Annotated in this window: 23 protein-coding genes; 8 read left to right on the forward strand and 15 right to left on the reverse strand. The window is 63.4% G+C overall.

Features of this window, described 5'->3' with window-relative positions:
- Nucleotides 1-37: 37 nt before the first annotated feature.
- Nucleotides 38-1192 carry a helix-turn-helix domain-containing protein gene (locus tag AACH55_RS24640; protein ID WP_338717310.1) on the reverse strand — a complete coding sequence of 385 codons (1155 nt, stop codon included), beginning with the start codon at nt 1190-1192 and terminating at the stop codon, nt 38-40.
- A 256-nt stretch (nt 1193-1448) separates the two neighbouring features.
- On the opposite strand from AACH55_RS24640, the gene AACH55_RS24645 reads away from it, so the two are divergent.
- Nucleotides 1449-1757 (forward strand): hypothetical protein, encoded by a 309-nt coding sequence (locus tag AACH55_RS24645; protein ID WP_338717312.1) that lies wholly within the window; start codon nt 1449-1451, stop codon nt 1755-1757.
- Nucleotides 1754-2170 (forward strand): type II toxin-antitoxin system VapC family toxin, encoded by a 417-nt coding sequence (locus tag AACH55_RS24650; RefSeq protein WP_338717313.1) that lies wholly within the window; start codon nt 1754-1756, stop codon nt 2168-2170. The genes AACH55_RS24645 and AACH55_RS24650 overlap by 4 nt, the downstream gene beginning before the upstream one ends.
- Before the next feature lie 140 nt (nt 2171-2310).
- Here the strand turns inward: AACH55_RS24650 and AACH55_RS24655 are convergent, their stop codons facing one another.
- Nucleotides 2311-3156 carry a transporter substrate-binding domain-containing protein gene (locus AACH55_RS24655; protein WP_338717314.1) on the reverse strand — a complete coding sequence of 282 codons (846 nt, stop codon included), beginning with the start codon at nt 3154-3156 and terminating at the stop codon, nt 2311-2313.
- 424 nt (nt 3157-3580) lie between these two features.
- Here AACH55_RS24655 and AACH55_RS24660 point away from each other — a divergent pair, with 424 nt between their 5' ends.
- Nucleotides 3581-3907 carry a hypothetical protein gene (locus AACH55_RS24660; protein ID WP_338717315.1) on the forward strand — a complete coding sequence of 109 codons (327 nt, stop codon included), beginning with the start codon at nt 3581-3583 and terminating at the stop codon, nt 3905-3907.
- Between the two features lie 8 nt (nt 3908-3915).
- On the opposite strand, the gene AACH55_RS24665 is transcribed toward AACH55_RS24660, so the two are convergent.
- From AACH55_RS24665 to AACH55_RS24700, 8 genes are all read right to left on the reverse strand, one after another.
- On the reverse strand, nt 3916-5241 hold the full coding sequence (locus AACH55_RS24665) for a DUF2863 family protein (RefSeq protein WP_338717317.1): 1326 nt from the start codon (nt 5239-5241) through the stop codon (nt 3916-3918).
- Nucleotides 5242-5252: 11 nt separating this feature from the next.
- Nucleotides 5253-6185, reverse strand: a complete 933-nt coding sequence (locus AACH55_RS24670; protein ID WP_338717318.1) for a DMT family transporter — start codon at nt 6183-6185, stop codon at nt 5253-5255.
- Nucleotides 6186-6366: 181 nt separating this feature from the next.
- Nucleotides 6367-6996 (reverse strand): C39 family peptidase, encoded by a 630-nt coding sequence (locus AACH55_RS24675; RefSeq protein ID WP_338720416.1) that lies wholly within the window; start codon nt 6994-6996, stop codon nt 6367-6369.
- 230 nt (nt 6997-7226) lie between these two features.
- Nucleotides 7227-7823 carry a hypothetical protein gene (locus AACH55_RS24680; RefSeq protein WP_338717320.1) on the reverse strand — a complete coding sequence of 199 codons (597 nt, stop codon included), beginning with the start codon at nt 7821-7823 and terminating at the stop codon, nt 7227-7229.
- Entirely contained in the window at nt 7777-8574 is a 798-nt protein-coding gene (locus AACH55_RS24685) for a MetQ/NlpA family ABC transporter substrate-binding protein (RefSeq protein WP_338717321.1), read from the reverse strand. Before AACH55_RS24685 ends, AACH55_RS24680 begins: the two co-directional genes overlap by 47 nt.
- A gap of 121 nt (nt 8575-8695) precedes the next feature.
- On the reverse strand, nt 8696-10075 hold the full coding sequence (locus AACH55_RS24690) for an LLM class flavin-dependent oxidoreductase (RefSeq protein ID WP_338717322.1): 1380 nt from the start codon (nt 10073-10075) through the stop codon (nt 8696-8698).
- Between the two features lie 9 nt (nt 10076-10084).
- Nucleotides 10085-11347 carry an SfnB family sulfur acquisition oxidoreductase gene (locus AACH55_RS24695; RefSeq protein WP_338717323.1) on the reverse strand — a complete coding sequence of 421 codons (1263 nt, stop codon included), beginning with the start codon at nt 11345-11347 and terminating at the stop codon, nt 10085-10087.
- A 41-nt stretch (nt 11348-11388) separates the two neighbouring features.
- A complete protein-coding gene (locus tag AACH55_RS24700) occupies nt 11389-12624 on the reverse strand; it encodes an SfnB family sulfur acquisition oxidoreductase (RefSeq protein WP_338717324.1) in 1236 nt (411 codons plus the stop codon).
- Between the two features lie 266 nt (nt 12625-12890).
- On the opposite strand from AACH55_RS24700, the gene AACH55_RS24705 reads away from it, so the two are divergent.
- The 3 genes from AACH55_RS24705 to phaP all read left to right on the forward strand — a co-directional run bounded on the left by AACH55_RS24705 (nt 12891) and on the right by phaP (nt 15241).
- Complete coding sequence (locus tag AACH55_RS24705) at nt 12891-13097, forward strand: DUF3717 domain-containing protein (protein WP_008333821.1); 207 nt, start codon at nt 12891-12893, stop codon at nt 13095-13097.
- A 126-nt stretch (nt 13098-13223) separates the two neighbouring features.
- Nucleotides 13224-14432: a patatin-like phospholipase family protein gene (locus tag AACH55_RS24710; RefSeq protein WP_338717326.1), complete on the forward strand. Its 1209-nt coding sequence runs from the start codon at nt 13224-13226 to the stop codon at nt 14430-14432.
- A gap of 239 nt (nt 14433-14671) precedes the next feature.
- Nucleotides 14672-15241: a TIGR01841 family phasin gene (phaP, locus tag AACH55_RS24715; protein WP_338717327.1), complete on the forward strand. Its 570-nt coding sequence runs from the start codon at nt 14672-14674 to the stop codon at nt 15239-15241.
- Between the two features lie 90 nt (nt 15242-15331).
- Here the strand turns inward: phaP and AACH55_RS24720 are convergent, their stop codons facing one another.
- On the reverse strand, nt 15332-16939 hold the full coding sequence (locus tag AACH55_RS24720; RefSeq protein ID WP_338717328.1) for an NAD(P)/FAD-dependent oxidoreductase: 1608 nt from the start codon (nt 16937-16939) through the stop codon (nt 15332-15334).
- A 345-nt stretch (nt 16940-17284) separates the two neighbouring features.
- Here AACH55_RS24720 and AACH55_RS24725 point away from each other — a divergent pair, with 345 nt between their 5' ends.
- Nucleotides 17285-17620 (forward strand): YXWGXW repeat-containing protein, encoded by a 336-nt coding sequence (locus AACH55_RS24725; protein WP_338717329.1) that lies wholly within the window; start codon nt 17285-17287, stop codon nt 17618-17620.
- Here the strand turns inward: AACH55_RS24725 and mnmC are convergent.
- Nucleotides 17595-19472 carry an FAD-dependent 5-carboxymethylaminomethyl-2-thiouridine(34) oxidoreductase MnmC gene (gene mnmC / locus AACH55_RS24730; protein WP_338717330.1) on the reverse strand — a complete coding sequence of 626 codons (1878 nt, stop codon included), beginning with the start codon at nt 19470-19472 and terminating at the stop codon, nt 17595-17597. The two genes, AACH55_RS24725 and mnmC, sit on opposite strands and share 26 nt — an antisense overlap.
- 188 nt (nt 19473-19660) lie before the next feature.
- On the opposite strand from mnmC, the gene AACH55_RS24735 reads away from it, so the two are divergent.
- Nucleotides 19661-20596, forward strand: a complete 936-nt coding sequence (locus AACH55_RS24735) for an AEC family transporter (protein WP_338717332.1) — start codon at nt 19661-19663, stop codon at nt 20594-20596.
- A gap of 339 nt (nt 20597-20935) precedes the next feature.
- Here AACH55_RS24735 and AACH55_RS24740 read toward each other — a convergent pair whose 3' ends face one another.
- From AACH55_RS24740 to ribA, 3 genes are all read right to left on the reverse strand, one after another.
- Entirely contained in the window at nt 20936-23776 is a 2841-nt protein-coding gene (locus AACH55_RS24740; RefSeq protein WP_338717333.1) for an EAL domain-containing protein, read from the reverse strand.
- A gap of 162 nt (nt 23777-23938) precedes the next feature.
- Complete coding sequence (locus AACH55_RS24745; RefSeq protein WP_338717334.1) at nt 23939-25129, reverse strand: GTP-binding protein; 1191 nt, start codon at nt 25127-25129, stop codon at nt 23939-23941.
- A 232-nt stretch (nt 25130-25361) separates the two neighbouring features.
- Complete coding sequence (gene ribA / locus AACH55_RS24750) at nt 25362-26048, reverse strand: GTP cyclohydrolase II (RefSeq protein ID WP_338717335.1); 687 nt, start codon at nt 26046-26048, stop codon at nt 25362-25364.
- Nucleotides 26049-26211: the final 163 nt, after the last annotated feature.

Below are 26211 nucleotides of genomic sequence, written 5' to 3' on the forward strand. Positions count from 1 at the left end.
GGCAGCTCTGTGGCTGCCTGGGGTCAGGCCTGCGCCGCTAACGTCGATGCGGCGGCAGGATGCGGTAGCGCGCCATGCGCCGGTACAGCGTGGCGCGTGACATGCCCAGCAACTGTGCGGCGTGCGGCGCACGCCATTTGCATTCGGTCAGGGCAGCGACGATCTGGTCGCGCTCGTGACGTTCATCGGCCGCGATGGCGCTGGCGGCGTCGTCGTGCGCAGCAGGTGTCGGCACGGCTGCATGTGCGCGTGCCGGCCTGACGGCACGCGACACCGGTGCCCGTACCCGGCCATAGAGCGTGGCACCGCCCTGCAGGCGCAGCAGGTGCAAGCCTTGCAGGGCGCGGCTGTCGAGCAGGCGTTCGAAGTGCAGGTCGAAGATTTCGCCCATGGGGCGCGGCAGTTGCTGCAATCCCGCGATGCATTCGCGCGCACGACGGTTGGCGGCGATGATGTTGCCCAGCGCATCGAAGGCAATGAGGATTTCTGGTTGCGCTTCCACATAATGGCGGCTGCGATGCATCAGCAGCACCCAGGCGCAGGCCATGGCGTTGAGGAAGTAGCCGTCCTCGATCAGGGTGGCGCTTTGCTGGACGATACGATTGACCAGGTTCTGGCTGTCACGCGCATCGGGCGAGCGGATCGCCGAGGCATCGAGCACGCCGATCAGGTCGCCCGAGGGCGAGAAGATCGGCGCAGCACTGCAGGTCAGCGTGGTGAAGGCGGCACGGAAGTGATCGCTCTTGTGCACCGTGATGGGCAATGCATCCTGCAGCACGGCAGCCACGCCGCAGGTACCCTCTTCGCTTTCCGACCAGCAGGAACCGAGATAAAGACCGGCGCGCTTGAAATCATGCCGGCGCTCGCGGTCCACGCGATAGTCGATGGTGGTGCCGCCGGCATTGGTGAGCATGACGCAGTAATCGGCCTCGCGCACGGTCTGGTGCAGCACCGACAGGCATTGCCCGGAAGCCCGCAGGAAATCCTCCTCGCCCTGCTGCACTTCGCGCAATTCGCCCGAACTGAGTACGCGCGGGCCGCTCATGTCGGCCGGGTCGAGATGATGCTGGTCCAGCGAGCGCAGGTAGGACGAGCTCAGCCGTTGCAGATAGGGACTGGCGGCGGCGTCGGGCCGGCCTTCGAGCAGGCGGCGCACGCGTTCGAGATGGCTGACTTTCGCAACGTAGGGCATGGGAACTCCTTACAGAGTCGACACTGCGGGAAGACGATGATGAAGCGATGGGTGACGTTGTAGCACAGCGTGCGCGGCGAGTTGTCCTGCGGCGCAGCATGGGGGGATGGTGAGACGCTTGTCTCATCCCTGTCGGGCCGACCTTACGGGCCGCAAAAAATCGAGACTGTCCTGCAAAAAACTGCCTCGGCCTCGACTTCAGGCAAGGCATCAGGCAAGTTCCCGGTTCTTCCTTTCCCTGCCCTGGAGGTCCGTCATGCGTACTGCTGCCGTTGAAACGATCGTGGTCGAAGCCACCCTGCACGAGAAGAAAGTCATCGCCGCCAAGGCACGCAAGCTGGGGTTGCAGATTTCGGAGCTGATGTGCCTGGGTGCCATGAGTTACCACACCGGCGTCAGTCGCAAACAGACTGGAGCGCATCAGCAGTTACCTGGGCCTGGAACTCCCTGCATGCCTTCCACATCGATCCGTGCGCTCAAGGGCGTTGTAGCAACATCAGCGCTTCCCGTCTCCCTCGAGGAGATGGAGCGCGCCATTGCCGGGCAGGGTGGGGACTCGCAATGATCGGATTGGACACCAATGTGCTGGCGCGCTACTTTGCCCAAGACCATCCGCAGCAATCGGCACAGGCGACTGCGCTGATCGAATCCTTGAGCCAGGAACATCAGGGCTTTCTCTCACTGGTCGCCCTGGCGGAACTGGTATGGGTACTGCAAGGCGCCTACAAGCTGAGGAAAACGGAGCTGGTCCGCATTCTGCAAGGCCTCCTGCTGGCCCGCGAAATCGTGGTGGAAAACACCGAAAGCGCGCTGCAGGCGCTTCACCGTTTTGCAGAATCGACAGCGGGATTTGCCGATTGCCTGATCGAACGCTGCGGTTACCAGGCCGGATGCAGCGATACACTGACCTTCGACCGCGACGCCGCCCGTACTGCAGGCATGCGCTTGCTGAACAACCAGAACCCATTTCATAAATAGGCGTGAGATGCGTTCTAAGGCGACCGCGCTGACGCCCCCACCAACTCACAAATAAAAAACCCGCACCGGAAGTTCTGTGCGGGTTTTTCTTTGCTACGTCTGCAGCCGATCAGATCAGGCCACGTGACATCAGAGCGGCATCACAGCGGAATCTGCGGCGGCACATCTTCCGGCTTCACACCGGAGAGCTTCTGCAGGTTGCCCAGCACGGTCGGCTTGATCTTGCCGGCGGCGCGTTCGGCGGCGATCCACTTGTTGATGGTCTCGACCCAGGCCTTGTCCTCTTCCTTGGGCACGCCGATGTTGGTGGAGGTCGCTTCCAGCGGTTGCGGTACGGTCATCTTGCCCAGCGAAGGATTCTTCTTGAGGATGTTCAGCGCCAGCAGCCACACCAGTACCTGCGCATCCACGCGGCCGGTCTGCAGCGCGAGGGTGGCATCGTCGGCCTTTTCCAGACGCACGATGGTGGCATTGGGGCAGACACGGGTGATCATCTGGTCGTGCGAGGAACCGATATCCACGGCGATCTTCACTTCCGGCTTGTTCAGGTCGGCCCAGGTCTTGAACTCCTTCTTGGAGACCACGGTGAAGGCGTTCAGGAACAGCGGTTCGGAGAAGCCGATCACCTCGCGGCGTGCCGGGGTCGGGTTCATGCCGAAGAACAGGTCGATCTTGTGCGTCTGCAGATCCAGCACCGAATTGCCCCAGGTGGTCTCGTTGATCTCCAGCTTGACGTTCAGGCTGGCGGCCAGGCTCCTGGCGAAATCGATCATGAAACCGCCCCACTCGCCGCTGGCCAGGTCCTTGTTGTAATACGGCGCAGCACCGCGCACGGCACCGATGCGCAGGGTCTTGGTCCGTTGTACGCGGGCCAGGGTCGGTTCGGTCGAGCCGGTCGCAGCGGCGGCCTGGGCGAAGACGTTGGGGATGGCAGTGGCGGCGGCAAGGCCGGCCATGCCGGTGATGAAACTGCGACGATTGGTCATTCTCGGTTCTCCCTGATGTGGTCGGATGGCGCCGCTGCCTGGTGGTCGGCAGCGTTGCGCCGGTGATGGGCGCCCTGCAATGCCGGGCAGCGCCGCCGATTTTAGCCCAGCCGCAAGCCGGCCGCCCAGGCAAATACCAAGCCGGGAAAGCGCCGTGGCATTGGCTCTCAGCAGGCAGGAAATTTTTTACGCTGCCCCGGTCCTCCCTGCCCCCTGACGCGGCTGAACGAAAATTAACAGCTACCGCGCCTGAGCCAGTCTTCTTGAAGATTTTTTTACAGCAACGGTATCCCGGTAAAAGCGCGTAAGCCGCCCCCACCCCGGCCGAGGCCACGCGTAGGCTTGGCTTGTCGTGTTGATGCCGCCGGGCAATTTTGCGGGCAGCGCATGGCACGCACGCGTAACGAGCACAACGGGGGATCTCATGCGCATTGAACTTCATCGTCGCCGCCATCGCGGCCACCTGGTGGCGGCCTGCCTCAGCGCCGCCGCACTGGGCGGCTGCGCCAACTTCAGCGAAGTTGGCGCAGCAGACAACGACCTGTACATGGTCTCGGCCACCGGCGTGAGCTATACCATGTCCATTGCCGCCCTGACCTCGGCGGCCCGCGAAAAGGCCAACGCCTTCTGCGGCAAGCAGCAGATGAAAGCCGATCTGCGCCAGCTCGTGCGTGGCTGGCGTCCTATGCAGGTGGAACTGTATTTCCGCTGCCAGCCCCAGGGCGTCAGCCTGCAGGCGCTGCTGGACTGAGGTCAGGATCAGGCCATCGGAAAGTCGCGCGCACGCAGCGGCAATCCATCGGCATCGAAGCCATCCGCCAGCCGCACACCGGCCACACCCAGCGAGGCCACGGCATCGGCCGCATCCAGCAGCACCGCCTGCAGATCGCCATCGACCAGATGGAACGAGCGCGCCAGTTCACCCTGGGCGCCGCGCAGCACCACCTGCAGGGTGCGGTCTTCCTCCTCGTCCGGCAAGGCCAGGAAGGCGGTAGCCTGGGCCGCCTGCGCACCGGCCTGCTCCAGCCCGGCTTCCAGTTCGGAGAGCATCTGCAAGGTACGGTACTCGCCGTTGCCGGTGTGCTTGGCACCATGGAACAGATCCTGGTACAGGAAGTGCAGCTGGCACTGCGCCGCCTCCCCGGATCGACCCGTCAGGCATTGCTGCATCAGCGGCGTGATCTCTTCGCTCCACTGGCGGAAGCGCTGCGCACGTGCCTCGAAGTAGGCGTCGGCGGCGGCTTCCTCCTGCGGAATCGCATAGAAGGGATCGTCCACGTCCTTCAAGGAAAAGCCCAGCAGGAAGCGCAGTTCCAGCGCCTCGTCGTCAGGTGCGAAGTGGCTGGCCGGCCAGCCGCGCATGCTGCGTTCGATGGCCGGCACGCTCAGGATCTTCTTGTCGGTCAGGGAAGCGAAGGCGTCGCGGTTCATGGCTTCCACTTCGCTGAAGCTCAAGGCGTTGATCTCTTCGGGATGGTAGAGATGATGGACCAGCACCACACGCGCCCTGGCGCTTTCGAGCCCCGCTTTCTGGATGCTCTCGCGCAGGGCATCAAAGGCATCGCCGTCGGCCAGCGCGCGGTCCTCACGCAGACCGCCGCGCGTGCGCGCCAATAGCGGGATCAGGAAGGCATTGATTTCCAGCTCCTTCTCGCCTCGCCGCAGCACGATGATGTCGGCGCCCTCCTCCACCACCTCGCGCAGGAAAGCATGGCCGCGCGGGTCGTCGTAGCGCAGCTGTTCGAGCGCTTCATAGAGGGTATCGTCGTCGCGCTCGCGCAGAGTATTGCGCACCATGCGTTCCAGTTCATCCTGGCCGATGCGGCGGCCTGTGCGATCCGGCGCATCGGCGGCCACGGCGCTGGCCAGCGCCACCATCTGCTGCACCCGCAGTTCGTCTTCGTCCAGGCTCTGCGAGGCGGCGTGCGCCTGGTGCTGGCGACGGCGCGCGGCTTCGGTGGAGACATGGGTTTTGGGCTTCTCGCGAGCCGGGCCGGCGGACATGGGCTTGGGTGCCGGCTTGGGGCCGGCCTTCTTTGATGCGCCCGGTTGCGGTTTGCCGGAGGGGCGTTTGGCTTGATTCATGATGTCCTCGCTCAGTGCAGCGGTGATTGTTCGGTGGTGCTGCGGCCCGGCAGCGTGGCCAGGAACATCCCGGCCAGCGCCACCGCGAAGGCGCCAGCCTGCAGGGCCGAGAGGCTCTCTCCCAGCGCCAGCACGCCGACCACGGCGGCCGAGACCGGCAGCATCACGGTAAAGACGCCGGCACGCGCGGCCGGTACCACTTTCAGTCCGGTCATCCACAGCCACACGGTCCATACGCTGGCGGCCAGTGCATAAAACATCAGCAGCAGCCAGATGTTGACCGGGACGGTAGTGAAATCGAATTGCAGCGCGGTGTACAAGCCCATGGGCGTCATCAGCAACAGTCCCCACAGGTTGATGACGGCACTGATGCGCTTGGGCGTGAGCACGGCGGTGAGCTTCTTGCCGATGACCGCATAGGCGGCTTCGCACAGCACCGCGCAGAACACCAGCACATTGCCCAGCCAGGCGTACTGGCCACCGCTGGCTGCCGACGCACCATGACTATCCTTGGCCAGCGACAGCAGGCCGATGCCGATGGCCCCGCAGGCCACCGCACCCCAGACGCGCAGGCTGATCCTTTCCTTGAGGAAGACCCAGCTCATCACCGCCACCACGGCCGGGATGGACGACATGATCACCCCGGCCGAGACCGCATTGGTCATCGACACGCCCGTGATCATGCACAGCGTGAAGAGGAAATTGCCGAGGAAGGATTCGAGGAACACCAGCCAGCGCGATTGCGTGGAGAGCGGTTTTTCATCAGCGGGCTTTTTCAGCCAGCGCAGCATGGCTACCGCACCGATGGCAAAGCGCAGCCAGGCCAGCAGGAATACCGGCAGCAGCGCCGCCAGCGGCTTGGTCAGCGCGACGTAGGCGCCGACCAGGGACATGCTCAGGATCAGACAGCCGTAGCCCATGGGGCGGCTGGGGGTGTAGCTCATGTTAGTCGAGACTCACAGGAAAATGCAGCGTATTTTTAGGCCGCTGCTGGATGGGATCGAGCATTTTAACCGCTCAGATCAGTTTTTCCTGAAGGCCACCCTGGTCTCAATGACAGTCAATAAGTATCAATCGCCATACGAACTCCAGATGTTTTGTCGTGGTCTCTGAAATATCTTTCGACTATGGGTGATTTCTTATCAAGAGAAGGCGCTCCGAAACAGATGTTCTATTCGGTAGAAAACGAGAGAAGTAAGTTTTATCAATTTCCCGGTTCTGCAGTGGAAGGATTACCAGAAATTTTCCTTGATACCCGCCCTCAATCTCATCACCGCGAGGCATCCCTCGGGTGTACCACATATCCAAGAATTCTTTCCTACTAAATATTCGATTGCCGAAACTTGAATCGGCAAGCCATACCGAGGTTGAATCGATTCCTCTAATGACCGAAAAATGATCCTGGCCCCTATATTTCAGATAGACAACTACCGGGATTCTCAACTGTGACAGCTGCTTCCAATCGGAGGCAAAGCCCTGCGCCTTATATCCGAATGTCGGAAGAACACGCGCCATATCATCAAAACTCGCCTCTCTTTCATCTTGCTCGAGTGCCTGCAAAAGATCTTTTTCGCTGAGCGACTCACCATATTGCCCATTGAGCAAAGTGGCAAGAGAAGCTGAACCGCAGGAGAAATCAAGTGCTTGCTTAACAATTCGTTCATCGCGCATGCTCTTCCAACTCCGAACAGGCAACGCCGAAAAATCGGTAGCTAAGGGCATCACTGCAAAGTCTGCATTAGCAATATTCGCCACGCTCAAGCTAACCCAAAAAAATACTCTTCTTATCTTAAGCATTAAAACAAAATTCTTTCTACCAATACCGCAAGCAATAGAAAAGCGACCACCACAATGACCAAAAGGTCCATGGCCAAATAATAGGTACCCATCTCCCCCTTCTTTAAATCGCGGAGAAACTTTATAAAAAATTTCACGATGACTCCAATACGCGATTTGTCTAAAGACAAATCGCGTAACAGTATTATTTACCTGCGCCAGTTACTACCGACAAAATGCGAAAGATGATAAATCGGCATATACGCAGATGTGTTGTAGAGGTTATATGCAAACGCAGTCGCTCCGGGAGCAAAATAATAGGCCATCCAGATCCATGCCCCTTTCGTCTCTTGCATTTCATTTTGGCTCAAAGCCACAACGTCCATTTTTTCTTTGCTGTCCGTTGCAAAGACGCTTTGTAGCTCGTTTTCCGAGAGCTGAAGATATTGCAGCTTGTCGCGGTTTTGAGTCGTTTCCGCAAATACGTTAGTAGAACCCATTTCATAAATAGGCGTGAGTGCGAGCGAGTCCCGTTTGGGATGAAGTGCAAGGCGCGAATTTGGGTCAAGACTGGGCGTCTTGATCCAAATTCGTAACGCAGCAATTCGCCCAAACGGGCCGCTCCCTCCGGGTTCTGTCCAGAAAGGGCGCTGGCCGCGTTGCACTCCTTGCGTGTGGCACCGCCACACGACGCGTCGCGCGCCTTGCCAGCGCCCTTTCTGGACAGAACGCATCTCACGCCTATTTATGAAATGGGTTCTAGTGAAACTGGCCGACAACACCAATAAGGCAGCCCATTTTTTCATTTCTGTTTCTCCTTTTATAGCCGGGCTGCGCGCGATCCTTGTCGCGCACGGCGATCAGGCAGGCATAGGGGCTGTCGCCGCTTTCCACCACCAGGCTGTCGCGCGCCGGATTGAGGCCGGCCTTGGCGGCATAGTCGGCATTGACGGCGGAGGCATCGAGATCGTCGAGCGTGCGCGGCAATTGCGCCGCATCGATTTCGACGAACTTCCATTTCCTGGGATTCTCGATGATGTCGATGGGCGTGGCATTGGTACCGGTGAGCGGATCGATGCCGGTACGCAGCTTGATGATGCCGTGCTTCTGCAACAGCAGCAGTACACGGCTTTCGTTGGCGGGATCATTGGGGATGCCGACCTTGGCGCCCACCGGCACATCTTCCAGCTTGCCGTACTTGCGCGAGTAGATCGCCATCGGCCCGATCATGGTCTTGCCCTCGGCATAGAGCTTGTAGCCGCGCGCCTTGATCTGTGCATTGAGGAAGGGACGATGTTGGTAGCTATTGGCATCAAGCTCGCCGGCATCGAGCGCAGCGTTGGGCTGGATGTAGTCGTTGAACTCGATGATCTTGATCTTGTAGCCCGGATTGTCACGTTCAAAGACGCGGCGCACCTGCTCGAAAATATGGCCATGCGGCCCACTGGTCACACCCACCCGGATCACCTGATCGGGTGCCGCTTGCGCCTGCAGGCCGATGCTGGACAACAGCGCCAGCATGAGGCCGCCAAGCCATGTCGTTGCGATGGATTTCATTGTCTTCCCCGGTTGAAAAAAGGCCAATGTAGCGACCACTCAACCGGTGCGGAAGGAATCATTTCCGCTTTGCTTATGTGCTGCGCGCATGTGTCTGCGCGCAGCCGGCAGGGACATTTCTTCAGGCGTGCTCGACCGCTGCACCCACCCGGAACCCCGCACCCACGTGCTCTTTCGGCAAGGTCGCAGCACGCCGGAAAAGTTTTTCACGCAGCGTGCCGGGGACATATTCGCGCTTGTAGGAACCGCGTTCCTGCAGCACCGGAATGACCAGGTTCACGAAGTCCTCGAAGCTCTCCGGCGTGACCGTGCGGGTCAGGTTGTAGCCATCGATGCCAGTGTCGGCCACCCAGCTTTCCAGTTCATCGGCGATGCGGTCGGGCGCGCCCACGATGCTGGCGTAACGGCCACCCAGTTCGAGCTGCTGCAGCAGCTTGCGCTTGGTCCAGTTCAGCTCCGGTTGCGTGACCACCTTGGCCAGCGATTCGATGGCATTGGTCTTGCCCGCGCGGATCGGTTCATCCAGCGCATACTTAGAAAAATCGATGCCGGTGCCCGCCGAGAAATGCGCGAGTCCCGCTTCGGGACTGGCGTAGCTGGCGTATTCGCGGAAGCGGTCCTGGGCCTCCTCTTCGGTGCGGCCGGTCACCACTGTCAGGCCGATGAAGATTTTGATGGCATCAGGATCGCGTCCCTCGCGCACCGCACCGTCGCGGATGCTCTGCACCAGCTTGCGGGTGGCGTCCTTGCTCTGGCTGGAGATGAACACGCATTCCGCATGGCGCGCGCCGAAGGCCTGTCCGCGTCCGGAGGAACCGGCCTGGTACAGCACTGGCGTGCGCTGGCGCGACGGCTCGCTCAGGTGGATGCCCTCGACGTGGTAGTAGTCGCCGTGATGGGCGATCTTGTGCACCCTGGCCGGGTCGGCATAGACGCGGCGCGCGCGGTCGCGCACCACGGCACCGTCTTCCCAGCTGCCTTCCCAGAGCTTGTAGACCACTTCCATGAATTCATCGGCGCGGTCATAACGCTGGTCGTGTTCCAGCTGCTCATGCAGACCCATCGCGCGCGCCGCACTGTCGAGATAACCGGTGACGATGTTCCAACCCACGCGGCCGCGGCTCAGATGATCCAGTGTCGACATGCGGCGGGCAAACAGGAACGGCGCCTCGTAGGTGAGATTGGCGGTGACGCCAAAGCCCAGGTGCTCGGTCACTGCGGCCATGGCCGACACCAGCATCAGCGGATCATTCACGGGCAGTTGTATGGTCTCGCGCAGGGTCAGGTCGGTATTGCCCTGGTAGACGTCATAGACGCCGACGATATCGGCGAGGAACAATCCGTCGAACTTGCCGCGTTCCAGCAGGCGGGCCAGATCGGTCCAGTAGCTGATGTCGGTGTAGTCCTGCGAGCGGTCGCGCGGGTGCGTCCACAGGCCGTGGTTGATGTGGCTGACGCAATTCATGTTGAATGCGTTGAGACGGATTTCCTTCTTGGCCATGCGGACTCCTCAGATCGCGCCGTGGCGCGGTGGCTTCTTGCCGTTCAGGACGTAATTGCCGATGGCGTGATATTTCCAGCGCACCGGATCATGCAGCGTGTGGGTGCGGGCATTGCGCCAGTGGCGGTCGAGATTGTGTTCGGACAGGGTGGATTGCGAACCGGCCAGCTCGAACAACTTGCTGCCGGCCGCCAACGAAATTTCCGTGGTCAGCACGCGCGCCTCGGCCACGGCGATGGAGGCTTGCGCAACGCTGTCCTCGCTGGGTGCGGCGGCTACGGCATCGACCTTGCGGCCGGCGCGGCGCAGCAGCGCTTCGGCGGCGTGCAGCTGGATGGTCAGATCGCCCACTTCGCGGATGGTGAGCGGATCGTCGCCCGCCCGTTCCACACCGCTGTCGACCCAGGGCCGCGAGCGGGTGCGCACGAATTGCAGCAGATCCGCATAGGCCGCGCGCGCGATGCCGAGATCGATGGCGGCGTGCTGGATCTGCGCCATCGGACCGATCTGCGTGGGGCGCGAGAAAGCGGTGGCAAACCCGATCACGGCATCGGCCGGCACATGGACGTTCTCGAACACGGCACTGCCGCTGCCGGTGGTGCGCTGGCCGAAGCCGGACCAGTCGTCGATGATGGTCAGACCCGGTGCCTGGCGCGGCACGATGGCCAGTTGCTGCACACCGTCGTCATCGATCACCGAGGTCGGCACCCAATCGGCGTAGAGCGCACCGGTGGCGTAGAACTTGCGACCGTTGATGCGATAGCCGGTACCGTGTTCATTGCGGCTCAGGCGGGTCTTGCGGTCATGCGAGGTCTTGGTGCCGAGTTCGGCCAGGGCATTGCCGAAGCGGTCTCCCTGCAGCACCCGCTCGAAGAAGAAACGCTTCTGCGACTCGCTGCCGTTGACGCGGATCAGTTCCACCGCATAGAAATGGTTTTGTGGAATCTGTCCGATGGAACCATCGGCTGCCGAGATGGTGGCGATGACTTCGGCGAGCGTCCCGTAGCTGACACCCGCGCCGCCGTATTCCCTGGGCACGGTGATGCCCCACAGGCCCGAACGCACGTAACGTTCCAGCTCATCCCAGGGCAGCTTGCGCTCGCGGTCGCGCAGCGCCGCCTCGCGGCTGAAATCCTCGGCCAGCTTGCGGGCGGCGGCAATCGCCTCGGCGTCGTCGCGGATGCGCGCCACCAGGCGCGGCGGCGTGCCCGACGGCGGCGGGAGGGAATCGAGCGTGGTGAAAGGGGCTTGGGCAGCGGCGGTCTGGGTCATGATGGTTCGCGTCGGGGAGGAAGGAAGGCAAGCGCCTGGCATCAGCTCCAGGAATGGCGCGGCGGTGGCGTGCCGTTGAGGGCGTAATTGCCGACCGCAAAATATTTCCAGCGCACCGGATCATGCAGCGTGTGCACGCGCGCATTGCGCCAGTGGCGGTCGAGGTTGTGGCTGGCCAGGGTGGCGGCCGAGCCGGAGAGTTCGAACAGTTTTTCCGAGGCCAGCAGGGCGACTTCGGTGGACAGCACCTTGGCTTCGGCCACGGCCACCGAGGCTTGTGCCATCTGCTCGAAGCTGATCTGCGCGGGCAGGCTGTCGAGCAGCGCGGCGGCGTCTTCCAGCAGGGCTTCGGCAGCGTGCAGGCGCAGGCTCAGGTTGCCGACGTCGCGCAGGATGTAGGGATCGTCGCTGGCGCGTTCCAGTCCGCTATCCGCATAGGGACGCGAACGGGTGGTGACGAAGGCGATGGTGTCCTGCACGGCCGCCTGCGCGATGCCGGCATCGATGGCAGCCTGGATCAGCTGCGAGACAGGACCGATGTTGTTGGGCTGTTGCAGCGCGTCCTTCAAGGGCAGCACCTGCGAAGCCGGCACGCGCACGTTGTCGAACACCACCGTGCCGCTGGCCGTGGTGCGCTGGCCGAAGCCGGACCAGTCATCGATCACGCGCACACCCGGCGCATCATGGCGGCTGAAGACCACCAGCGGCTGGCCCGCCTCATCGATGGCGCGGCTGGGAATCCAGTGCGCATACAGCGCCCCGGTGGAATAGAAGCGCGTGCCATTGAGCAGGTAGCTGCCGTCGCCGGCGGCGGTATCACGCGTGGCGCGGGTGCGCACGTCGAGCACGTTCTTGCCGTTGCGCTCGGGTCCGGCATTGCCCAGACGGGCGCCGTCCAGCACCTCCCTGAAGAAGAAGCGCTGTTGCTCCTCACTGGCGAGATTGGCGATCAGGTTGAGATTGCCGAAATGATTTTGCGGAATCTGGCCGATGGAAGGATCGGCGGCGGAGATGATCCGAAATACCTCGGCCACCGTCTGCCACGAGGCGCCGATACCACCATGGGAGCGCGGCACGGTGATGGCCCACAAGCCGCTCTGGGAAAAGCGTTCGATCTGCTCGAACGGAAGGATGCGCTCACGGTCGCGCAGGGCGGCGCCTTGTGCGAACTCGGCAGCCAGTTCGGTGGCCACCTGCAGTGCCTGCGCCTGGCTGCTGATGCGCCGGGCCGGGCGCAAGCCGGGGCGGCGGGCCGATTCGAGGATGTGCGCGGACATGGACCACTCCTGATGGGATAGTGCGGACAGCGCCGAAGGGCGCGCGCGAGGGGTCTCATTAGAGCAAAGCGCGGAGCGAATCCGAACGAAGCATTGCGCATGTGCTTGTTTGTTTTTTGCATGCTGCACAAGGCACAGAACCTTATGCAGAAACTGCATGAAGCGCCGGCAAGCCCGGCCATACTGTGTTTTCAGCCAGTATCGGGACTTGAAATGGGTTAGAATGCGCCGACGTTTTACTTAGGTCTTTATCAAGAAACACCGCCATGCTCACCCTCACCGAACTCGAAGATGCAATCAACTACTGGCGCCAGCAGCGCCCGGCCAGCGGAGAGGAGTGCGCACTGTCCCCGGAAGTCAATGCCCTGGCGGGCCTGTACGCGATGATGATCTTCCATCGTCGCCATGAAGTGGATCTGGAGCAGATCGATGCCCAGGCACGCCAGCTGATCGAGGCGTGGCTGGCCAGCTGAGCTGGCGCTTTTCCGTACGCCTGAGTACAGTCACCGTCACCTTGCTGTAAGGGCGTTATCCTAGACTCCTTTCTGAACGTTCCCGCTGTTGCCGGATCAGTCCGGTATCACCTGAAAGGATGAACGATGCGCAAGGACCAGGATCAGACGCCGCCCTCCACCCGCCGCAAGGGCGCTACCGCCGCCATGGCCGACAAGCCGCGCGTGGCGCTGGTATTGCAGGGCGGCGGCGCGCTGGGGGCCTACCAGGCAGGGGTCTATCAGGCCTTGCATGAGCACGACTTCACCCCGGACTGGGTGGTCGGCACCTCCATCGGCGCCATCAATGCCGCCTTGATCGCCGGCAACCCGCGCGAGAGCCGCATCGAGCGCCTGCGCGAATTCTGGGAGACGGTGGCCCATCCCGACCTGTTCGACCTGCGCCAGGTTCCCGACACCCTGCGTCCCTGGGCCACCCGCCTGACCACGCTGGATACCTTCCTGCGCGGCACCGCCGGCTTCTTCCGCCCGCGCCCGCTCAACGCCTTCACGCTGGGCCTGCCGGTGCCGCCCGAAGAAGCCAGCTTCTACAGCACCGCCGAGCTGGGCCAGACCCTCTCGCGGCTGGTCGATTTCGATTATCTCAATGGCCAGTCCGGCATCCGCATGACGGTGGCCGCCGTGAAAGTGTCCTGTGGCGCGCTGGTCAATTTCGATACCCGCGACCGCGCGCTGGGGCCGGAACACGTCATGGCCAGCGGCGCGCTGCCGCCGGGTTTCGCGCCGGTGCGCATCGATGGCGAGCTGTACTGGGATGGCGGCCTGTATTCCAACACGCCGCTGGAAGCCGTGCTCAACGATGCGCCGCGCACCAACCTGGTCTGCCTGATGGTGGACCTGTGGCATGCCGATGGCCCGGAACCGCGCACGCTGGAAGAGGTGGTCACGCGCGAAAAGGATGTCACCTTCGCCTCGCGCTCGCAGCGCCATATCGATGCCTATCTGCAGCAATACCGCCTGCGCCGTGCCGCCCACGACCTCTACAAGCGCCTGCCACCGGAGCTGCTCACCCAGGAAGACCGCCAGATGATGGCCGAGCTCAACGCCGACACCACCATCCACATCGTGCGCTTGGCCTATGCCGGGCGTGACTGGAACATGGCCTCCAAGGATGTCAATTTCGCCCGCGGCTCGGTGCAGTGGCGCTGGGAACAGGGCTACCAGGATGCCCTGCGCGGCATCGCCTTGAGCCAGGAAGATTCCTTCGGCCAGAGCGAGGCGGGCATCGTGGTGCATGACCTGCCCAGCGGCCAGACTCACATCAGCGCCGCGAAAACAACCGAACGTTCGGCTTGATCGCCCGCAAAGCCACGCGGGGTAAGGCGTCGCATAATTTCCACGGGAATGTAAATATTTTGTGCGACGCACAAAATATCACTTGATTTCACCAAAGAAGTGCATAGAATAGGAATTGTTGCGGCGCACAAAATCAAGATGTTTAGCTGATTCTGGTCGAAAGCCGCGCTCGAACGCCGATTGTTTTGATCGTCACGCTCGTCGGCAAGCTCATTTGTCATATCACTTAGGAGATGAACATGTTTTCGTACCAAGATCAGTTTTCCGCCGCTACCAAGGCCAACCTGCAAGCCCATCTGGACCTCATCAACAATCTGACCGCCAAGGCCTTCGAAGGCGTGGAAAAGATCGTTGAGCTGAACCTGTCGGCCACCAAGGCCACCCTGGAAGAAGCCACCGCTGCCGCCAAGCAGCTGGCCGCCGCCAAGGATCCGCAGGAACTGCTGTCGCTGGCGGCTGCCCAGGCCCAGCCGGGCGCTGAAAAGGCCACCGCCTACAGCCGTCACCTGGCCGGTATCGTGTCGGCCACCCAGGCTGAATTCACCAAGGCTGCCGAAGCCCAGATTTCCGAAACCAGCCGCAAGCTGTCGGCCCTGATCGACGAGATCAGCAAGAATGCGCCCCCGGGCTCGGAGCAAGCCGTCTCCATCCTGAAGGCCACCCTGACCAACGCCAACGCTGCCTACGAGCAACTGTCCAAGAATTCCAAGCAAGCCGTGGAAACCCTGGAAGCGAACCTGGCCAACGCGACCAAGCAGTTCACCGCCGTGGCTGAAAAGACCGTCGCTTCGACCCGCTCCAAGAAGTAATCTTCGCTTTCGGCTGTAAAAACAAAACGCCGCCTCGGGCAACCGGAGCGGCGTTTTGCTTTGGGGTGATCCGAAGCCGGGATCAACGCATCAGGACTGCGCCACGATATCCAGCGCCAGCGCCTCGGCCACGCGGATGCCATCGATGGCGGCCGACATGATGCCGCCGGCATAACCGGCCCCCTCGCCAGCGGGATACAAACCCTTGGTATTGAGGCTCTGCAGGGTGTGGTCATCGCGCTTGATGCGGATCGGCGAGGACGTGCGCGTCTCGATGCCGGTCAGCACGGCGTCGTGCATGGAATAGCCACGGATCTGCTTCTCGAACGCGGGCAGTGCTTCGCGGATGGCATCGATGGCGTACTTGGGCAGGGAAGGATTCAGGTCACCCAGCGTCACGCCGGGCTTGTAGGACGGCTCCACGCTGCCCAGCCGGGTCGAGGGACGATTGGCGATGAAGTCGCCCACCAGCTGTCCGGGCGCATTGTAGTTGCCGCCGCCCAGTTCGTAAGCGCGGCTTTCCCACTCGCGCTGGAAGGCGATGCCGGCCAGCGGATGGCCCGGATAATCGGCCGGCGAGATGCCCACCACGATGCCGCTGTTGGCATTGCGCTCGTTGCGCGAATACTGGCTCATGCCATTGGTGACCACACGGCCCGGCTCGGAAGTGGCCGCCACCACCGTGCCGCCGGGGCACATGCAGAAGCTGTAGACCGAACGGCCATTGGAGGCATGGTGCACCAGCTTGTAATCGGCCGCGCCCAGGATGGGATGGCCGGCACCGGGACCGAAGCGGCACTTGTCGATCAGCGACTGCGGATGCTCGGCGCGGAAACCGATGGAGAAGGGCTTGGCCTCGATGTAGACGCCGCGCTCGTAGAGCATCTCGAAGGTATCGCGGGCGCTGTGGCCGATGGCCAGCACCACGTGGTCGGCTTCGATTTGTTCGCCGGTGTTGAGCGTCAGGCCACGGATGTGGCCGTCTTCGATGAGCACGTCCTCGACGCGCTGCTCGAAGCGGAATTCACCGCCCAGCTTCTCGATCTTCTCGCGCATCAACTGGATCATCTTGACCAGGCGGAAGGTACCGATGTGGGGCTTGCTGACGTACATGATTTCGGGCGGCGCATCGGCGGCCACGAATTCGGCCAGCACCTTGCGGCCATAGTGCTTGGGGTCCTTGACCTGGCTGTAGAGCTTGCCGTCGGAGAAGGTGCCGGCTCCGCCTTCGCCGAATTGCACGTTCGATTCCGGTTTCAATTCGCGCTGGCGCCACAGGCCCCAGGTGTCCTTGGTGCGCTCGCGCACGGTCTTGCCGCGTTCCAGGATGAGCGGATTGAAGCCCATCTCGGCCAGGATCAGCGCCGCAAACAGACCGCAGGGACCGAAGCCGATCACCACCGGACGCTTCCTGAGCGTGGCCGGTGCGCGCGTAACGTAGTGGTAGGAGGTATCGGGCGTGGGACCGATGTTGGTCTTCTTCGCATGACGCGCCAGCACGGCCGCCTCGTCCTTCACCTCGGCGTCGATGGTGTAGGTCAGGGTGATGGCCGTCTTCTTGCGGGCATCGTAGCTGCGGCGAAACAGCGTGAAGGACACCAGCGCATCGGCCGTGATGCCCAGGCGGTCGAGGATGGCGGCGTTCAGTTCGTCTTCCGTATGGCTCAGCGGAAGGGTCAGTTCAGAGATGCGCAACATGTGCGGGGACTTTCAACAAGACTGGGGATGCAGGCGGTGGCGCAGGCCACGGTGGCCGGTGGGATCACGGCGCAAGGCTGCGCGAAAGGCGACATTCTACTCCAGCCGGGCAGGCGCTCCCAGCCGGCGGCGCGCGGGGTGTGGCGTCTTCGCCATGTATCGGTCTGTCCGGATTTGTTACCGGGCATTGTGCGTTCCCGGCGTTCTGCCCGCGCGGGCAGGCTGGGCGACACACCTGGAAACACAACATTACAGTCTTAAAGAAGCCCGGCTCCTAGAGTGGTTTCACAGCACGGCTCATCCGCCCGCGCTGCATCCACGTCACACCACTTTGCAGGAGCCATCATGAAAAAGACGACAAGCCGCCTCACCTTCGCCCTTCTCGCCACCCTGTGCGCCCTCGGCGCCACCGTCGCCACGGCCCCCGCCGCACAGGCCCAGGTGGTCGGCGTGGACGTGCGCATCGGCACGCCACCGCCCGCCCCGCGCTATGAAGTCGTACCGCCGCCGCGCCACGGCTATGCCTGGGCGCCCGGTTACTGGGCCTGGAACGGCTATCGCCACGTCTGGGTCGGCGGCCACTGGGAACGCATGCGCCGCGAATACGTACGCTATGAGCCGGCCCACTGGCAGCCCGGTCCGGGCGGCTGGGTCTTCATTCCGGGTCACTGGGTGCGCTGAGCGCGGTCGCTGAGTCCGCGCCAAAGCGGGCCGGGTCCAGAGCCGTCACCAGATCGCGCGGCAGCGGCAAGGGCTCGCGCTCGATCATCGCGGCCAGCAGTTCGGCCATCAGCGGCGCCCAGATCAGGCCACGCGAGGCATAGCCCAGCAGGCCGAAGAGCCCTGGCTCGCCGGGCAAGGCACCGACCAGCGGGAGGCGGTCCGGCGCGATGCAGCGCTGGCCGACCCGGCCGGCCAGATTTTCATCGGCCTGCGGCAAGGTGGTGTGCGCGGCGATCTGCGGCAGCATGTGCTGCAGGCGGCCGAGGTTCTCGGCATGACTGTCGGCACGCAGGCTGGCATCGTCGAAACGGTCATACGTGGCGCCCATGCAGACCTGGCCGGCATAGGGCCGGGTCAGGTAGCCATCGCCACACAGCGCATGCGGCAGGTCGGGGAAGCCCGCTGCCGGCAGATGCGTGACCTGTCCGCGCACCGCGTTCAAGGGCAGCCCGGCCGCCTGCGCCAGCGCGCGCGCCTGCGCACCGCCGGCCAGGATCACCAGCGGCGCCTGGGCGATCAGCTCGCCCTCAGCGTCCAGTGCCTGCCATTGTTCCTGCCCGCGTTGCAGGCGGGCGACGGCACGGTTGAAGTGCGTCTTCACCTCCCCTTGCGCACGGGCCACGGCCAGCAGGCGGCGGCACACCGAGGGCGGATTGAGCCAGCCCGCTTCCGGGAAGAAATAGCCGCCGCCCATGGTCGGCATGCCCAGCACCGCGGCCGTCTCGTCGGCCGGCATCCAGCGCGCATAGCGCGGCGGATACTGCCACTGCTGCGCGCCCTGCTCGAAGGACAAGGCCTGTTTGGCATCGCGGCCGAATTGCAGGATGCCGCAGCATTCGCCCTTGATCGCCGCGTCATCGCTCAAGCCCACGCCGCCCAAATCCTGCCAGCGCTGCGCCGCGAACAGGAAGGCGGCACGCGTGAGGCGGGCCAGCGGACTATCGTCGCGCGCCAGCGCCGGCATGAACAGGCCGCCGTGATTGCCCGAAGCCCGCGTGGCCACGTCCGGACCGGCATCGATGAGCTCGACGCGCCAGCCGCGTGCGCTCAGGCGCTCGGCGGCGGCGGTGCCGGCCAGTCCGGCGCCGATCACCAAGGCATGGCGCGAGTGGTACGGACCACGCCGCAAAGGCGTACCGGTGGCAGCCACATGGGTGGCGGGCCTGGCCCAGGTGGGCGCGTAGCGCAGGGCGAGCGCGCCTTCCCGCTCCTCTGCCTGCCAACCCACCTGGCGCATCGCCGCCGCCAGCGCGGGCTGCCCGGCCGCCCCGAACACCAGCGCCCGCGCGCCCGTCCAGGCCAGGCGTGCCAGCCGCTTGCAGGCGTGGGCATGCCAGGGTGGTGCGGCAGGGTCGAAGCGGGTCGGATCGGCATGCAGGTAGAACAGGTCCACTGGCGCTTCCAGCCGCGCCAGCTCTTCTTCGACCGCCCCCCAGATCAGGGTCAGCGTCACCCGCCCCTCATCGAGCAGCAGGCGATGCGCGCCCGGCAGCGGCAGTGGCCATGCTGCGCGCAAGGCCTGTGCATAAGTCAGATCGTCGTGAAGGGCGTCTGCGCACGGCGGATGCGGCAGGATGGCGACGTAATGCAGATGCGCTGCGCCCTGCCCCGCTGCACGCTGGCGGGCAAAGGCATGCCAGGTGGCGAAGAAGGCATGGCCCAGGCCGAAATGCAGATCCAGCACGGTGGCGCTGTGTTGTTCGCGCAGGCAGTCGGGGGCGGCATGCAGTGTGCGCGTGATCGCAGCGGCCTCGGCGCGCCAGGCAGCCAGCAGTTCGGGGCTGGCCAGTTGAAGGGGACGAGCAGGCATCTTGAAAAGCCCTGTGGATAAATCAGACAAGGCCGCCATTCTACGCCGCCCATTCCATGCGGCATTGCGCCTTGACAAAGGAGAACGCCTTCCCTAAAACCCATTTCGTAAATAGGCGTGAGATGCGTTCTAGTCTGGCCCACGCCCAATGCCGATCAACCTGCCCCGCAGCATGGCTGCGCACCGCCATGCTCGCCATCTTCAATATCGTCTTCCCGATCTTTTCGCTGATCTTCCTGGGCTGGGCCTGCCGCAAGCGCAACATCCTCTCGGCCGGGGCGGCCAGCGAACTGAACCGCTTCGTGATCTGGCTGGCCTTGCCGGCGCTGCTGTTCGATTCCATGTCGCGCCTGAAGGCGGAGGATTTCGCCAACCTGCGTTTCATCGGGGTCTTCGGTGCGGGTGTGGCGGTGGTGTTCCTGATCACGGCCTGGCTGCGGCGGCGCCAGCAGGCGGCGGGGGCCGACGTCATCATCGACAGCCTCGGCAGCTCCTATGCCAATACCGGCTTCATCGGGATTCCGCTGTGTTATCTGGCCTTCGGCAGCGACGGCTTGCCGCCCTCGGTGATCGCCATGGTGATGACGGCCTGCCTGCTCTTCGCGGTGGCCATCGTGTTGCTGGAAACCTGTCTGCACGCCCAGGCCGCCCTGGGGCAGACGGTCGCCAAGGTCGGCCGCTCGCTGGTGCGCAATCCCATCATGATCGCGCCGCTGGCCGGGATCGCGGTGGCCGTGACCGGCGTGAGCATTCCCACTGGCGTGCAGCAGCTCTTCAAGATCCTGGGCGGTGCGGCCAGCCCTTGCGCGCTGGTCTCGCTGGGCCTGTTCCTGGCGCAGCCGGTGCGCGCCGGCGAAGGCGCGCCCGTGTGGCTGCTGGTGGCCTTCAAGCTGCTGCTGCAGCCGGCCGTGACCGCCGTGCTGGCCTACTGGATCCTGCCGCTGCCGCGCCTGTGGGCCGACAGCGCGGTGCTGCTGGCGGCCATGCCGATCGGCACCGGGCCCTTCATGCTGGCCGAGCTGTATCAGCGCGAGGTCACCGCCATGTCGCGCGCCATCCTGATCTCCACCACCCTGTCGCTGCCCACCATCGCCGTGATCCTGGCCTGGATCGGGCATCATTGAGCCCGATATGAACCGGGCCGCACAGCGATTGCCGTGCGGCCCGGTTCTGAAATGGCGCATGAAGTTTTATTAGAACCCATTTCATAAATAGGCGTGAGATGCGTTCTGTCCAGAAAGGGCGCTGGCAAGGCGCGCGACGCGTCGTGTGGCGGTGCCACACGCAAGGAGCGCAACGCGGCCAGCGCCCTTTCTGGACAGAACCCGCAGGGAGCGGCCCGTTTGGGCGAATTGCTGCGTTACGAATTTGGGTCAAGACGCCCAGTCTTGACCCAAATTCGCGCCTTGCACTTCATCCCAAACGGGACTCGCTCGCACTCACGCCTATTTATGAAATGGGTTCTACAAAATCGCCCGTTCTTCCCGCAGGATCTGCTCGAACTTTTCGGCCGGCACCGGCGGGCTGAACAGGTAACCCTGGATCTCGTCGCAGCCATAGTGGCGCAGGTAGTCCAGCTGCTCGTCGGTCTCCACGCCTTCGGCAATCACGCGCAGTTTCAGGTGGCGCGCCAGCGAGATGATGGAGGCCGTGATGGCCGCATCGTCGGCATCGATGGTGATGTCGCGCACGAAGGAGCGGTCGATCTTGAGCACGTCGATGGGGAAGCGCTTCAGGTAGGCCAGCGACGAATAGCCGGTGCCGAAGTCATCGATGGACAAGCGGATGCCCAGCTGCTTCATGCCGGCCAGGATGCCGATGGCATGCTCGACGTCGGTCATCATGAGGCTTTCGGTCAGTTCGATTTCCAGCGAGGCCGGGGGCAGGCCGGTGTCTGCCAGCACATCGGCAATGGAGGACACCAGATCCTTCTGCAGGAACTGGCCCACCGACAGGTTGACCGACACGCTGATCTCTTCATGCCCGGCCAGTTGCCACTGGCGGCACTGCGTACAGGCGGTGCGCAGGACCCAGGCGCCGATGGGCAGGATCAGGCCGGTCTCTTCGGCCAGGCCGATGAAGCGCGCCGGCGAGACCATGCCCAGTTGCGGATGCAACCAGCGGATCAGCGCCTCGCTGCCGATCACGCGGCCCGAGGCCAGGTCCACCTTGGGCTGGTAGTGCAGCAGGAATTCGCCGTGATCCAGCGCATTGCGCAGGTCGCCTTCGATGCGCAGGCGTTCCAGCGCCTGCTCGTTCATGGCCGGGGTATAGAACTGGAAATTGTTGCGGCCGGTCTGCTTGCCGCGATACATGGCGATGTCGGCGTGCTTGATGAGGGTCTCGCCATCGGTGCCATCGTTGGGATAGCAGGCCACGCCGATGCTGCAGGTCATGAAGAGCGTATGCCCGCCCAGCGTCACGGGCGCCGCCACCGCATCCATGATGCGTTGCAGGCTGCGGGTGTCGAGCGTGAGTTCATCCTGCTCCGGCAGGATCATGATGAATTCGTCGCCGCCCAGGCGCGCCACCGTATCGGCCTCGCGCACGGCCGCGCGCAGTCGCCCGGCCACGGTGCGCAGCAAGGTATCGCCGGCCTTGTGGCCCAGGGTGTCGTTGACGAACTTGAAGCGGTCCAGGTCCACGAACACCACCCACAGCGCCTGCTTCTGCCGCTCGGCCGCGCCGATGGCCTGCTCCAGGTGATGGCGCAGCATGTGGCGGTTGATCAGGCCGGTGAGCGTGTCGCGGCTGGCCTGGAATTCCAGTTCGGCTTCATAGCGCTTCATCGAGGTGATGTCGTAGAGCGCCGCCACGAAGTGGGTGACCACACCGCGCTCATCGCGCACCGGGGCGATGTAGAAATCGTTCCACAGCTCCGAGCCGTCCTTGTGATAGTTGCGCAGCACCACGTTGTGTTCGCGCAGCTCGCGCATGGCGATCCACACGGTTTCGAAGCCTTCCGGATCGCTGTCGCGCCCCTCCAGGAAGCGGATGCTCTTGCCCACCGCTTCACCGCTGCTGTAGCCGGTGATGCGGGCGAAGGCCGGGTTGACGTATTCGATGGCGTAGTCCGGCGCCTGGGCCGAGAGGATCAGGATGGCGTTGGCGCTGGCCTCGATGGCCTGATGGCGCAGGCGCAGCGCCCGTTCGGCCAGGCGGCGTGCGCGGATGTCGTCCGACAGCAGGGCATTGGTGGTGCGCAGCTCGGCGGTCTTCTCTTCCACCAGCTGTTGCACGCGATGCGAACGCATCGACAGCGCGCGCATATAGGCCGCGCCCAGCAGCGAGGCGATCAGGCCCACCAGCCCGATGAGCAGCGAGCCGTAGTGGTCCGCAAAGACCGAACGCGGTGGAATGCTGATCTCCATGTGCCAGGTCTGGCCGGCGATCTCGAAGCTGGTGAGGGTCGAGGAAGGTTGGCGGAAGAAGCTGCCCGGCGGGATGATGCGGTCCAGCCAGTGGGCCGGCTGGGGCCGGCTGTCATGGCTGTAGACCAGGTTGGCGGGATCGGCCTGGGTGCCGACGTAGAGGCGCAGGGCGATCTCGTGATCGGTCATCAGGCCGGCGCCATCGAGGATCTTCTGCACCAGTCCATCCAGTTCCAGCACCGCCGCGGTATCGCCGACGAGCAGCGCACGCCGGGCCTGGATATCGGTCGGTTGCACGCCGCCGCGATAGACCGGTTGCACCACCAGCAGGCCGCGCTTGCCCGCACCGGCGTGCGTGAGCACGAAGGGCGGGGTGGACCAGGAGCTGCCACTGTTCACGGCCGCCTCCAGCGCGCTCATGATGGCGGCATTGCGCGAGACATCCAGCCCCAGCACCGCTTCATTGCCGGCGATCGGTTCCACGTAGTCGACCACCAGATAGGTGGGCTGGGTCGAGGCGCGCTCGATCTGATCGCCACGCGCTGCGGTGATTTCAAAGCCCGGCTTGACGCCCTGACGCAGGGCCTCGAACACCATCCGGTCGTCGTCCGAGACGAAGCGCTGCACGCTGAAGGAGCGCACATAGGGATAGCGGAGCAGCAGCGGACGGGTGAAACTCTCGAACTGTTCGCGCGAGGGATCGCCCACGGTGACATAGAAGTGATTGACCACTGACTGCATCTGGATGGCCTCCTCCAGTCCACGCTGGATGGTGAAGGCACGCAGGCCGGCCCGACGCTCGAAGTCCAGGTGGACGGCATCCTCTTCCAGATGGCTGGTGGCGACGAAGACCGTCACGGTGGCACACAAACCCAGCATCAGCGTGAGCGATGCCGACAACGTTGCTCCCAGCTTGTTGATCACACGCTGCATAAACGAATCGCTATATCCCTGATATCCCTGAAGTGAGCCCGATCATAATCCGGACTCCCCCTCGTTATCGGCCAGCACCCAACTATTTTTAATCAGACAAGCCCTGGCACGCCCGGCCGTGTTGCCCTACGAGAATGGTGCGCCCCTCTTTTCGAGAACGGATCAATAGACCGGCGGCGGCGACTGGCGCTGTTCGCGGGCGGCACGTTCGATGGCCTGGGCCTGCATGAAGGCGTCGAAGGAGCGCTCGATGGTGGCGCGCTCGATATCGCGGGTGATGAAGACGATGCGGCTGCGGCGGTCTGCCGAAGGCCATTCCGGCAGCGTGGCGGTGGGATGGAAGATGTGCTGCACGCCGTGGATCACGGTCGGCCTGTCTTCGCCCTTGAGGTTGAGGATGCCCTTGATGCGCAGGATGTTGGGGCCCTTGAAGCCGACCAGCAGGCTCAGCCACTCATCAAAGAGCTGCGGATCGATGGGCTCGTCGAAGGTAAAGCAGAAGGCGCGGATGTGGTCGTCATGGCGGTTGACGTCGTGGGCGTGGTCGTCATGGTGATCATGGTGATGATGCGCATGATGCGCATGATGATCGTGGTGGTCATGCCCGTGGCCGTGATGATGATGGTGGTGATGCTCATGCGCATGGGCCTGCTGCTCGGCGAAGGCTTCCTCGTTGAGCCAGCGCGCCACGTCGGGCATCTTCTCGCCCGGCTTGAACAGGCCCGCATCGAGCAATTCGGCGGCGGCGATCTGGCCCAGCTGCGGCTGCAACTGGCGCGCACCGGGGTTCAGCGTGCGCAGGCGCGCCTGCAATGCGGCCAGAGTGGCGGGGTCGGCCAGGTCGGTCTTGGTCAGCAGCAGGCGGTCCGCCACGGCGGCCTGCTGGATCGCTTCCGGATGATGATCCAGGGTGGACATGCCATTGACCGCATCGACCGTGACGATCACGCCATCGAGGCGATAGCGCGCCGAGATGAAGGCGTCCGTCATCAGCGTATGCAGGATGGGCGTGGGCGAGGCCAGGCCGGTGGTCTCGATGACCACGCGGTCGAACTTGCGCTGGCCACCTTCGGCGAAGCGCCAGGTGATGTCCTTCAAGGTCTTCTTGAGATCGCCACGGATGGTGCAGCACAGGCAGCCGCTGCTCATCTCGACGATGGTTTCTTCCTGGCTGTGGGCCACCAGCAGGTGATCCAGGCCGATCTCGCCGAATTCGTTGATGATGACCAGGGTGTTCTTCATCTCCGGCTGGGTGATGAGGTGGTTCAGCAGCGTGGTCTTGCCGCTGCCCAGGAAGCCGGTCAGCAGGGAAACGGGAATCGGCGCAGCGCCGGCGGGTACGGATGGGTTCATGGTGAAAGACGGGATGAGAATGGACGATCCAGTCGCCATGCTACCTGATGCGTCAAGCGGGCTGTCTGCGCAAGGAAAAAAAAGACGGACCGCATCGGGTCCGTCCTGGCTGCAAGCCGCGCCCGGTGCGGGCCGGCATCTTTACCTGATTTTACTGAATTAGGGAAATTCACGGTCTGAATAGCCGCCCACCCTCCATTCACCCGCGTGATGGATGCGCGTTACCCGTGAGTTACTCGTTATCGTGCGCGTCCAGCGGGACTTTTTCGGTCTTTTCCTCGGGCTTGGCCAGGCCCGGCAGCAGGTGGCCCAGCTTGCGCGCCTTGGTGCCGAGGTAGCCGATGTTGAAGGGATTGTGGTTGGCGATCAGGGCGATGCGCTCGGCCACGGTGATGCCGCTGTCTTCCAGCGCCTTGACCTTGCGCGGGTTGTTGGTCATCAGGCGCAGGCTGGTGATCTTCAGATGCGCCAGCATGGGCAGCACGATGGTGTAGCGCCGCATGTCGGCCGGGAAACCCAGGCGTTCATTGGCTTCCACCGTATCGGCGCCCTGATCCTGCAGGTGATAGGCGCGGATCTTGTTCAACAGGCCGATGCCTCGGCCTTCCTGGCGCAGGTAGAAGAGCACGCCGCGGCCTTCCTTGGCGATCTTCTTCAGGGCCGCTTCCAGCTGGGCGCCGCAGTCGCAGCGCTGGGAGAACAGCGCATCGCCGGTCAGGCACTCCGAATGCACGCGGCCCAGCACCGGCTCGCCATTGCCGACCTCGCCCAGGGTCAGGGCCAGATGTTCCTTGCCGGAAACTTCATCGTAGAAGGCGTGCAGTTCGAAGGTCGCCCAGGGCATGGGCAACTTGCACGAACTGACGAAGACCAGTTTTTCTTCCGGCGCGGCGGCGGCCGGGACGATCGGTGAAGACATGACAACCTGCTTTCGAATCGAATGCTCAGAACCGCGTATCTTACCTTGCGCCCGGGTTTATTTCAGCGCGTCGGCCGCTGTGGTGAAGGCAATTGTCCAATTCGTGCAGGGAAATTGAACCGTTGGCGCCTGCCGGTCATAATGCAACACCAGTCCGGGAGAC

Origin of the sequence: Herbaspirillum sp. DW155, from assembly GCF_037076565.1 — a bacterium.
Taxonomy (GTDB): domain Bacteria; phylum Pseudomonadota; class Gammaproteobacteria; order Burkholderiales; family Burkholderiaceae_D; genus Herbaspirillum.